This is a genomic window from Aeromonas sp. ASNIH8 (assembly GCF_002919855.1).
GTDB classification, from domain to species: domain Bacteria; phylum Pseudomonadota; class Gammaproteobacteria; order Enterobacterales; family Aeromonadaceae; genus Aeromonas; species Aeromonas caviae.
This window is the reverse complement of the sequence record NZ_PQLN01000120.1, coordinates 1-10,772: the sequence shown is the minus strand read 5'-3', so window position 1 is coordinate 10,772 and position 10,772 is coordinate 1. Positions and strand designations below refer to the sequence as shown.

8 protein-coding genes and 2 pseudogenes are annotated in these 10,772 nt (G+C 57.9%); 9 read left to right on the top strand and 1 reads right to left on the bottom strand.

Annotated elements, in window-relative coordinates; genetic code table 11:
- Positions 1–156: 156 nt before the first annotated feature.
- The 6 genes and pseudogenes from C3418_RS20910 to C3418_RS20885 all read left to right on the top strand — a co-directional run.
- Positions 157–888: pseudogene (locus C3418_RS20910) on the top strand (flagellin); the annotation flags it as partial.
- A gap of 41 nt (positions 889–929) precedes the next feature.
- On the top strand, positions 930–1,376 hold the full coding sequence (locus C3418_RS20905; protein ID WP_235687593.1) for a flagellar protein FlaG: 447 nt from the start codon (positions 930–932) through the stop codon (positions 1,374–1,376).
- A 31-nt stretch (positions 1,377–1,407) separates the two neighbouring features.
- Positions 1,408–2,820, top strand: a complete 1,413-nt coding sequence (gene fliD / locus C3418_RS20900) for a flagellar filament capping protein FliD (protein ID WP_103859203.1) — start codon at positions 1,408–1,410, stop codon at positions 2,818–2,820.
- A 47-nt stretch (positions 2,821–2,867) separates the two neighbouring features.
- The gene (gene fliS / locus C3418_RS20895) at positions 2,868–3,290 is read left to right on the top strand and encodes a flagellar export chaperone FliS (protein ID WP_103859202.1); all 423 of its coding nucleotides are present in this window, start codon (positions 2,868–2,870) and stop codon (positions 3,288–3,290) included.
- On the top strand, positions 3,287–3,613 hold the full coding sequence (locus C3418_RS20890; protein WP_103859201.1) for a hypothetical protein: 327 nt from the start codon (positions 3,287–3,289) through the stop codon (positions 3,611–3,613). Before fliS ends, C3418_RS20890 begins: the two co-directional genes overlap by 4 nt.
- Positions 3,610–4,821 carry a 6-hydroxymethylpterin diphosphokinase MptE-like protein gene (locus tag C3418_RS20885; protein WP_103859200.1) on the top strand — a complete coding sequence of 404 codons (1,212 nt, stop codon included), beginning with the start codon at positions 3,610–3,612 and terminating at the stop codon, positions 4,819–4,821. The genes C3418_RS20890 and C3418_RS20885 overlap by 4 nt, the downstream gene beginning before the upstream one ends.
- Before the next feature lie 74 nt (positions 4,822–4,895).
- Here C3418_RS20885 and C3418_RS20880 read toward each other — a convergent pair whose 3' ends face one another.
- Positions 4,896–6,455, bottom strand: coding sequence for an ATP-binding cassette domain-containing protein (locus C3418_RS20880; RefSeq protein ID WP_103859199.1), 1,560 nt, complete (start codon positions 6,453–6,455; stop codon positions 4,896–4,898).
- 427 nt (positions 6,456–6,882) lie between these two features.
- On the opposite strand from C3418_RS20880, the gene C3418_RS20875 reads away from it, so the two are divergent.
- The 3 genes and pseudogenes from C3418_RS20875 to C3418_RS20865 form a co-directional block, all read left to right on the top strand.
- Complete coding sequence (locus tag C3418_RS20875; protein ID WP_103859198.1) at positions 6,883–7,443, top strand: recombinase family protein; 561 nt, start codon at positions 6,883–6,885, stop codon at positions 7,441–7,443.
- 2 nt (positions 7,444–7,445) lie between these two features.
- A complete protein-coding gene (locus tag C3418_RS20870) occupies positions 7,446–10,415 on the top strand; it encodes a Tn3 family transposase (RefSeq protein WP_103859197.1) in 2,970 nt (989 codons plus the stop codon).
- A 49-nt stretch (positions 10,416–10,464) separates the two neighbouring features.
- Positions 10,465–10,647 (top strand): annotated as a pseudogene (locus C3418_RS20865) (methyl-accepting chemotaxis protein); the annotation flags it as partial.
- Positions 10,648–10,772 lie beyond the last annotated feature (125 nt).

Here is a 10,772-nt window from a genome sequence, read left to right as displayed (position 1 = left end):
CCAGTCAGCCGTACGATGAAGAGCAGAAGTTATCATGATCGTTACTATGTTGGGAGTCACATAGAAGATCAGATCCTGGAAAACGGGAAAGGTTCCGTTCAGGACGCTACTTGTGTATAAGAGTCAGCTTCAGGTCTGCGCATCAATAGTGCGAAAGATGATGCTGCGGGTTTACAAATATCGAACCGTCTGACATCCCAGATTAATGGTCTGGATCAGGGTAACCGCAATGCCAATGATGGTATTTCACTGGCACAAACTGCTGAAGGTGCCATGGAGGAGATTACCTCGATGCTGCAGCGTATTCGTACGCTGGCCCAGCAATCTGCTAACGGTTCCAACACCACCGATGACCGCGCCTCCCTGCAGAAGGAAGTCGACCAGCTGTCATCAGAAATCGACCGTATCGCATCTGATACCTCCTTCGGTGGTATGAAGCTGCTGGATAAGAGCACCTCTTCCTTCTCTTTCCAGGTCGGTGCCTACTCCAACCAGAAGATTGACTTCAGCATGAGTATTGCGTTTAACATCGCAGGCATGGCCGGTGCAGCAGGTGCCAGCACTGTCTTCGCGGCTGGGGCTGGTGGTATCAACATCGCCTCTGCGACTGGTGCTCAGAACGTACTGGGTTCTATCGATGCCATGATCAAGGTGGTTGACTCCAAGCGTGCGGATCTCGGTGCGGTACAAAACCGTCTGGACTCCACAGTTCGCAACCAGTCCAACATCTCTGAAAACGTGAGCTCCGCTCGTTCACGTATCCGTGATGCAGACTTCGCAACTGAAACGGCGAACATGACCAAGCAAAACATCCTGCAACAAGCGGCTTCAACGGTACTGGCGCAAGCCAACCAACGTCCGCAAGCTGCACTGTCGCTGCTGGGCTAAACTTAGGACCCGTGTCCTGACAGGAAAGTAAGGAGGGGAATATGGCAAATGACATGGTAAACCTTGCCTCTGCCGTGAACTCTTCTGTGGTGTCAGGTGATATGAGCGGCCGAAAGGCCGCTCAAGCTCATTCTACCGAGGCCCTTGTTAGTAAGGCTGACGTGGAAAAAGCCCAAACCAGCCAGACAGTCCAGTCCGCTGAAGCGGAGGATGCGATCCAGAAGAAAGAGTCTCAGCGGCATGAAATGGAAAAACAGGCCCAAGACTTGCAAGAGATTAGTGATGCGAAGGGATGGGCGGTGAGTTTCCGGGTTGACGATGATCTTGAGCAAACCATCATCAAGGTTGTCGACAGCGATACCCAGAAGACCATCCGTCAGATTCCAAGTGAAGAGTTAGTGACGATCAGCAAACGGATCAAGGCATTGCGGGAAGGAGAGATTGGCGCCAGCGGATTGCAGGGGCTGCTTTTCGATCGTAAGGCCTGACGGTAGAGCTGACCTCAGGAGGTGAAAGAAGATGGCAACGATAACATCAGCCGGTGCAGGTTCGGGATTGGATCTGGAGAGTGTTATTTCAGCGAGTGTGGCGGCCAAGAAGGCCCAGCTTCAGCAACCTATAACCACCAAGAAAACCAATACGCAGATTACGCTGACCGGTGTCGGTCAGCTTAAGTCTGCCATTTCGACGTTCGATACCACGTTAGCCAAGCTCTCAACGGCGGGCGCTTTTAACAAGCGGGCTATCAATATCACTCAAGATACCGATGACCCGATTCTGAAAATTAGCTCCAACACCGATGCTTCGAATGGTCAGTACAATGTCACCGTCAACAAATTGGCGACCACCAGCAAGGTGGAAGGGGTTTTCGATAGCTCTACCGAGTCATTGATTACTGAAGACGGCACATTGACGTTGACGGCGGGTGACGGTAATGAATTCACTGTCGATGTCAAAAAGGGTGACACGCTGCAGCAGGTCCGAAAACGGATTAACAACGCAGCGGATAACTTCGGTTTGACAGCCAATATCGTCAACACATCAGATGGCAAAGCCAAGCTGGTGATTGACTCAGGGGTTTCTGGCGCAGGCAAAGACCTCAAGATCACCGGTAGCACCAGTGAACTGGCTATGTTCGAAGCTGACACCAGTTCAGCTACACCGGCTCCTGGCTCCAAACTATCCAGAACTCAGCAGTCGACCGATGCTGAGATTGAGGTGGATGGCAGTATTTTGACTAGTGACACCAATACCTTCAAGGACAAGATTGAAGGCTTGGAGCTCACCGTCTTGCGCGTTTCAGACAAAGACAGTGATGGCAATCTGAAGTCCAACAAGGTGGATGTCTCGACCGACAAGAGTGCTATCAAGGGGCTGGTTCAGGAGTTTGTTGACGCCTACAACACCCTGATTGACAAGACGACCGAATTGGGTAAACGCAATACCATTGTCGGCGGCGAGAGCCAGGACGATGGCGGGGCCTTGGCCGGGGACTCGATGCCGCGTTCGATTCGTACCCTGATGGCCAATACCGTCATGGAGCCGAACAGCGAGATGACGGGTATCAACAGCATCTTCCAGCTTGGTATCAAGATGGATAACGACGGCAAGCTGTCCGTCGACTCCGACAAGTTTGATGATGCCCTGGATGACAACTACGAACAGGTCGTTGCGCTGTTCAGTGGCGAGAATGGGGTTGCCGGCAAACTGCAAACCTCGCTCAAGGAGTACACCAAGACCGGGGGCCTGATCTCGCAGCGTCAGGATCAGCTGAACTCGGACCTGCGGGATCTCAGTACTCGCGAGGCGACCGCCGCCGATCAACTTGAAAAGTATGAAGCCAACTTGCGGGCGCAATATGGTAGTCTCGATACCCTGTTGGCGCAGATGCAAAGCTCAGCCTCGTATTTGAGCTTGCTGAGTACGTCTTAAGTTATTCTGTTCTCAACGCCGAGTGTTGTTGATGTAGAGGACCGTGCATGTACAACCGTAATCTGAAGGCATATAAAACGACCAGTCTCGATGCGGAGATGGCGGTTGCCGATCCGCACCGCATTATCCAGATGCTGATGCAGGGGCTGCTGGAGCGGCTGGCGCAGAGCAAGGGCGCGATCGAGCGTCGGGATTATGCCGCCAAGTCGGCATCCATCTCCAAGGCGATGGCGATCCTGAATGGGTTGCAGGATTCGCTGGATCTGTCGTTTGGCCAGGTGCCTCAGGATCTGTATGCGTTATATGACTATATGAAGACTCGCTTGATGGATGCCAGCCGGGCGATGGATATAGCCCCCATCGACGAAGTGGCCAATCTGATGATTACCATCAAGTCAGGCTGGGATCAGATCCCCGAAAGTGAAAAGCAAAAGGCGTTCAGCCAGCAGCGTCAGGGTACATCCGCATGATTGCCCATCTGCAGTTGCTGGATGAGCTGGAGCAACAGACAGCCGCCCTCGAGGTGGCTGTGTCGCATCAGCAGTGGGAGGAGGCTGCTCTCATCATGGAACGTCGTTTGCTCATCTTGCAGACATTGACCGATCACCCTGTGACCGATGAGACGCTTCGCAGCCAGATCCGTCAATTGGCGACAACGATCTTGGCGCGGGAGCAGCAGTTGACTCTGGTGTTGCGAAGTAAGCAACAGACGGTTGAGCAGCTGTTACTCAATCTAAAAGTCGCGGGCAAGGCTCGGCAACTGTACCGTCAGCACTGCAAGGGGGGAGAATGAGCGAAGTGCAGCAGATATTGACCGATGGGGAAGAGATGAAAAAGCGGGTTGCCATGCTATGTGAACAGGAGCGGGCGATGCGTGAGGTGCTGCCACAACGCTATGCGGCCAATATGGCCGCATTTGCGCATTATGTTCCTGCAATTGCTGCTCGTTTTGAACATTATCAGGTACAGCGTCCCTTCGAAATGTTCTGTACCGATAATGGGATTCCCAATCTGAGGTGGAAAGACAACGCCACGAGTGTTTACGGTGAGGATCCCTATCAGGAGTGTCTGCAGCAAGTTGAACTGACACTGGGAAACTCGACTATCATCCGTTTCAATCTTGATGTTGAGGGTGATTGGATTGGCCAGCAGCATATCAAGTATATGAATGAACTGGTCCAGCAGATGAAAGGGGAGCAGGCCGAACATCCGTTGCTGGAGCAGATCCCGGAATCCATGCCCCTAGGCTTGATGTTCGGGGTTGGTCTTGGATATCAACTTGCCTATCTGTATGAGCGCTGCCAGATTGCTAATCTGTATGTATTCGAGCCTAATGAAGATCTCTTCTATGCCTCGCTACACGCCTTTGACTGGGCCCCGCTGCTGGAATATCTCAATAGCCAGAATATGGGGCTACATATCTTTCTGGGGCAGGCAGAAGATGAGGTTCTGACAGCCTTCCGTGCTGTCACCGAGAAGCGCTCGCCATTCCTGTGTGCCACGTCGTTTGGTCTGGTTCACTATCGCTCCGAGGTTTTGCAACGTCTGGTGCAGAAGGTAGCGCGCGAGCTTTACTTCATCAGCATGGGCTGGGGCTTCTTTGACGATACACTGTTCTCGTTATCGCAAAGCCTGAGCAATATGGAAGCCGGAGTACCCTTCTTTCGGCGCGATGTAGCATTGCCCCAGCAGTGGCGTCACGTGCCCGTGTTCATCGTTGCGAATGGCCCCTCGTTTGACAGTTCGGTTGAGTTAATTCGCCGCTATCAGGACAAGGCGATTGTCATCGCTTGTGGGACTGCCGTGACCGCGCTGCACAAGGCGGGTATCTGTCCGGATATGTATCTGGCGGTCGAGCGCATCACCTCTGTACCTGCATCACTGCGCAGTATCGGTGATCCCGACTATCTGCAGCAGATTTTATGTATTGGTCCGGATGTGTTACACCCGGATTGTCGTGATCTGTTTCGGGATCGTATCTATGGCTTCAACGGGTTGTAAGCCGGAACCGCCGAAATTTCCGTCAACTCCTCTAAACCCCTGCCACAAGGGCATCTAGGTCAATCACCTTGCGGTCACTCTGAAAGATTTAATTCTTTACCAATCCCAACCCCTGCAACGAAGTCGGGATCGTGAGAGACCAATAACAGAGTGCCTGGGTAGTCCGCCAGGACCTGAGTGAGCAACTGACGCGAGGGGTGATCCAGATGGTTGTCCGGTTCATCGAGCAGCAGCAGGTCGGGCAGTTGCGCCAGTACCATCAGCAGACCCAGTTTTAACCGCTCACCCCCACTCAGACCATGACAAGGCGTCAGGGCGCGATCGCCGCGCAGGGCTATGCCCGCCAGCCGTGTTCTCGCATCACTCTCGGCCAGTGTCGGAGCCACTGTCAACAGGTTGGCAAGCGGGCTGAGATCCCGCGCAATCAGACTGAGCCCCTGATCGAGGCAAGCCATCTTGCCATTGATGCGAAAGCTGCCCGTCTCGGGCTCCAGCTCCCCGCGCAACATCCGCAGCAGACTCGATTTGCCGCAGCCATTGCGACCGCCGATCAAACAGCGCTCACCCCGTTGCAGCACCAGATCAACCCGCTGGCCATGCCAGCGCACGTGACGCGCAGCCGTAATCACCAGCGGCTGGGCAGCCCCCTTGCGCTCGATCTCCTCCGGCCACTGCATGATGAGCGGCTGCACCGCCGCCAGCGCGGCTGCCGCCTCGGTGCGGGCCTCCACTTGCGCACTGTGGCCCCGCTCATGGCGGTCCAGCACTTTGCCAAGGGATTTGCCTGCCTGTTCCGCCTTGAAATCAAGCAGGATCTTGGCTTGGGAGCCGCGCTCACGCCGCCCTTGACTGGCTCGTCTGGCCGCCTGTTCACGCACTTTTTGCACGCTGCGCGCCGCCGCCTTTTCATTTCGCACCGCTTGCGCCAAACTGGTTCTGCGGGCAGCCTGTACCTCGGCTTGCTGCGCCAGAAACTCGTCAAACGAGAGGCGGGCACTCTGCAACCCCTGCTCGCTCAGCTCCAGAATCTGACTGGTTTGATTGAGAAGGCGCCGGTCGTGGCTCACCAGCAGGTAACCTCCGCGATGTCTGGCCAGTTGCTGGCTTAGCCAGTCGATGCCAGAGGCATCGAGGTGGTTGTCTGGCTCATCAAGCAACAGAAAGTGATCCGGATTGACGAATAGGGCAAGCAGACGCAAACGGCCAAGTTGGCCACCGCTTAACCGGTCGAGCGGTTGGTAAGCATCCAGCGCCAGACCGGCTTCTGCCAACAGGGCTGCAAGATCACTGCGCAAAGACCAGCGCTCCGCCAACAACTCGAAATCCCGCTCGTCCGTGCTGCCCTGCTCGATCCGCTCAAGGGCGCGCAGCCGCTCGCCCCAACCGATAAAGTCAGCTACGCAGCACTCCCCTTCTGGCACAAACTGGGACAACCAGCCGATGGGCCGGTGCCACTCGATCTTGCCCGCAACCGGACGGCGCTGGCCCGCCAGCAGTTCGAGCAGCAGGCTCTTGCCGATGCCGTTGCGGCCAATCAGGGTAGCGCCTGCAGTGGGCAGGGAAAAGGTAAGGGGCTGCGAACATGCACCAAAGGGCAACTGCAACTGTTTGATATGACATGCGATATGGGTCATCTGAACTCCTTTGGGCCGATGCCGAAGCAGCAGGCCAAGAGCCATAGCCAAATGACAGGGACACGAGTCCACAGATTGGAAAAAAAACAGAGGAGTCAGCATCAACCTGTCACGGTAAGACGCACCCGTTCTCCCGGGCGGGAGAGGAATTAAAAGCGGGGTGCGGACAGGTTAAATGCGCATCGGCGAAATACTCTTTACTGATGAAAGTAAAATCATACTTCAGATAGTAAAAAATGCCAAATGTTCCGGTATCACTCACTTGCATGTTGTATCAATAAGTCAAGTGTCAGTCTGGGCTATACCCTAACCGGATGTCAGGTTAAGCCATTTGGAAGCGTCAGAATAGAGCCATGTTTCCAATTTCTTGACGGCTGCCGCACAAGGCCATAGATTCCTTCCTGACACTTTCAGCTCGGGAGGCATCTTGCAAGGGCATCGCATCGGTTACGTCCGCGTCAGTAGCTTCGACCAGAACCCGGAACGGCAGCTCGAACACGTCCCGGTGGACAAGGTGTTCACCGACAAGGCGTCGGGCAAGGACACGCAGCGCCCGCAGCTCGACGCGCTGCTCGCCTTCGTGCGCGAGGGCGACACGGTGGTGGTGCACAGCATGGACCGCCTGGCGCGCAACCTGGACGACCTGCGCCGCCTGGTACAGGGGCTTACCCGGCGCGGCGTGCGCATCGAGTTCGTGAAGGAATGCCTGACCTTCACCGGTGAGGACTCGCCGATGGCGAACCTGATGCTGTCGGTGATGGGCGCGTTCGCCGAGTTCGAACGCGCCCTGATCCGCGAACGTCAGCGCGAGGGCATTGCGCTCGCCAAACAGCGCGGAGCCTACCGGGGCCGCAAGAAGGCCCTCGCGCCTGAGCGGGTGGCCGACTTGCGCCGCCGCGCTGCCGCTGGCGAGAAGAAGGCGCAGCTCGCCCGCGAGTTCGGCATCAGCCGAGAAACCTTGTACCAGTATCTGAGAACGGATGACTGACCATGCCTCGCCGCAATTTGCTGACGCCCGCCGAGCGCACCAGCCTGCTTGCCTTCCCGGCTACTGACGATGAATTCATCCAGCATTACACCTTCTCCGAGTCCGACCTGTCGGTGATTCGCCAGCGGCGCGGCAGCCACAACCGGCTCGGCTTCGCGGTGCAGTTGTGCTACCTGCGCTACCCCGGCTTTGCCCTGCCGACTGACGCGGAGCCGCCCGCCTCCCTGCTGAAGATCGTCGGTCGCCAGTTGCGCATCGAGCCGGACATTTGGTCGCAGTATGCGCAGCGGCCTGAAACCCGGCGCGAGCACCTGTTGGAGTTGCAAGCGTGGCTGAAACTGACGCCGTTCGCTGTCGCCGACTATCGGCACTTCGTTCACCAGCTCGCCGAACTGGCCCAGCAGACCGACCGGGGTATCGTGCTGGCCGAGGCGCTGGTCGAGTTGCTACGGCAACAACGCATCATCCTACCGACCGTCGATGTCATCGAGCGCGTGTGCAGCGAGGCGCTTACGCGCGGCACACGCCTGGTCTACGAAACGCTCACCGCGCCGCTCGGCGATTTCCACCGCCGTGCGCTCGACGGGCTGCTGGCGATCCGCGAGGGCACCAAGGGCAGTGGGCTGATCTGGTTGCGCCAGCCGCCCGGCCCACCGAAGCCCAAGCATGTGCTGGCCCACCTGGAGCGGCTGAAAACCATCCGCGACCTGTCGCTCCCGGACGGCCTGGAGCATGCCATCCACCAGAACCGTCTGCTGAAGCTCGCCCGCGAAGGCGGGCAGATGACGGCCCAGCACCTGCGCGACCTGGAGCTGAACCGTCGCTATGCAACCTTGGTCGCGGTGATCCTCGACACCCGCGCCACGCTGATCGACGAGATCATCGACCTGCACGACCGTTTCATGGGTTCGCTGTTCAGCAAGGCCAAGCGTAACCATGCCGACCGCTTTCAGCAGTCCGGCAAGGCGATCAACGACAAGGTGCGGCTGTACTCACGCATCGGCCGCGTCCTACTGGAAGCCAAGCAGTCGGGCGGCGATCCGTTCGCCGCCATCGAGGCGATCATCTCTTGGGATGCGTTCAGCGAAAGCATTACCGAAGCGGAAACGCTCGCCCGGCCGGAAGACTTCGATTTCCTGTCCCTGGTCGGCGACGGCTTCACCCAGCTCCGGCGTTACACGCCGGCCCTGCTGGACGCGCTGACCATGAAGGCTGCGCCGGCAGCGCGCGAACTGCTGTCCGGCGTCGAAGTGCTCAAAGGGATGAACTTCCGCCAAGCGCGCAAGGTGCCGGACGACGCGCCCACGTCGTTCGTGCGCAAGCGCTGGGAAAGCCTAGTGCGCACGGAAGATGGGCTTGACCGGCGCTTCTACGAGCTTTGCGTTCTGTCCGAGCTGAAGAACTCACTGCGCTCCGGCGACATCTGGGTCCAGGGCTCGCGTCAGTTCAAGGATTTCGAGGACTACCTTTTGCCACCGCCGCGATTCGCGGCGCAGCGTGACCAGCGGGAATTGGGCCTGGCTGTCGATACCGACTGCGACCGCTTTCTGGACGCTCGTCTTGCGGTGCTGCAAGAGCAACTGGCGACAGCCGAGCGGCTCGCCGCTGCCAACGAACTACCCGATGCAGCCATCACGAGCACCGGGCGAATCAAGATTACGCCGCTGGACAATGCCGTGCCGGATGAGGCCAAAGCGTTGATGCAGCAGGCATACAGCTTGCTGCCGCACCTGAAGATCACCGAGCTGCTGCTGGAAGTCGATGGCTGGATCGGCTTTAGCCGCCACTTCAAGCACCTCAAGAGCGGCGCGACGGCCGAAGACCAGCACCTGTTGCTGACGACCATCCTTGCCGATGCCATCAACTTGGGCCTCTCCAAGATGGCTGAGTCCTGCCCTGGTGTGACCTACGCCAAGCTGACGTGGTTGCAGGCGTGGCACATCCGCGACGAAACCTATTCGGCGGGTCTGGCCGAGCTGGTCAACGCCCAGTTCCGCCAACCCTTCGCCGCCTACTGGGGCGATGGCACCACGTCGTCATCGGACGGCCAGAACTTCAAGGCCGGCGGCCGTGGCCAAGCTGCCGGCCAAGTGAACCTGAAGTACGGTCAGGAGCCGGGCGTGCAGTTCTACACCCACATCTCCGACCAGTACGCGCCATTTCACACCAAGGTCATCAATGCCACGGTGCGCGACGCTACCCACGTCCTGGACGGGCTGCTGTATCACGAATCTGACCTGCGCATCGAGGAGCACTACACCGACACAGCCGGCTTCACCGATCACCTGTTTGCGCTGATGCACCTCTTGGGCTTCCGCTTCGCCCCTCGCATCCGCGATCTGGCCGACAAGCGCCTATATATCCACGGCGACGCCAAACAGTACCCGACGCTCGCCGGTTTGATCGGTGGCAACGTCAACGTGAAGCACATTCGCGCCCATTGGGATGAAATCCTGCGGCTGGCAGCCTCGATCAAGCAGGGCACGGTGACGGCCTCGCTGATGCTCCGAAAGCTCGGCAGCTATCCGCGCCAGAACGGCCTGGCCGTGGCCTTGCGCGAGCTGGGGCGCATCGAGCGCACGCTGTTCGCGCTCGACTGGATGCAGAACGTCCAGTTGCGCCGCCGCGTGCAGATCGGTCTGAACAAGGGGGAGGCCAAGAACGCGCTGGCCCGAGCCGTGTTCCTGAACCGGCTCGGTGAAATCCGTGACCGCAGTTTCGAGAACCAGCGCTACCGCGCGAGCGGCCTCAACCTAGTGGTGGCGGCGATCATCCTGTGGAACACGGTTTACCTGGAACGGGCAGTCCAGGCGCTGCGCGACTCGGGCAAGAACATCGACAAGGGGCTGCTACCGCATCTTTCGCCGCTGGGCTGGGAGCACATCAACCTGACCGGCGATTACATCTGGCGGCAGAACAAGCAGGTCGAGCAAGGCAAGTTCCGGCCGCTACGAATGCTTGCCGAAGCTTAGCGTACGATTTTTTCCGTTTCGTGAGCTGACCCCTTCCCGCACCTCCACCCAGGGCAACCAGGTGGTGCGCAGCGCCATCGGCAGCATAGAGCAGGTTTCCCGCCAGATAGAGCAGGCCGGGAGCGTGGTGCAGCAACTTGAGACCGACAGCGCCAGCATCAGCATGGTGCTGGACGTGATTCGCGGCATCGCCGAGCAGACCAACCTGCTGGCCCTCAACGCGGCCATCGAACCGACATTCCGCACCTGATTTAGGAATAAATTTGCCGATAGCGCTCACCCAATACCTCCAAAATGATCTGCTGGTCTCCTGTTAGCTCCGTTACTTGTGGCGGAGCTTCTCCCAGTCGATATTCA

Bases quoted from the DNA above. Each gene is read 5' to 3' on its own strand.
- C3418_RS20905 (WP_235687593.1), top strand. From the start codon at position 930: ATGGCAAATGACATGGTAAACCTTGCCTCTGCCGTGAACTCTTCTGTG.
- fliD (WP_103859203.1), top strand. From the start codon at position 1,408: ATGGCAACGATAACATCAGCCGGTGCAGGTTCGGGATTGGATCTGGAG.
- fliS (WP_103859202.1), top strand. From the start codon at position 2,868: ATGTACAACCGTAATCTGAAGGCATATAAAACGACCAGTCTCGATGCG.
- C3418_RS20890 (WP_103859201.1), top strand. From the start codon at position 3,287: ATGATTGCCCATCTGCAGTTGCTGGATGAGCTGGAGCAACAGACAGCC.
- C3418_RS20885 (WP_103859200.1), top strand. From the start codon at position 3,610: ATGAGCGAAGTGCAGCAGATATTGACCGATGGGGAAGAGATGAAAAAG.
- C3418_RS20880 (WP_103859199.1), bottom strand. From the start codon at position 6,455: ATGACCCATATCGCATGTCATATCAAACAGTTGCAGTTGCCCTTTGGT.
- C3418_RS20870 (WP_103859197.1), top strand. From the start codon at position 7,446: ATGCCTCGCCGCAATTTGCTGACGCCCGCCGAGCGCACCAGCCTGCTT.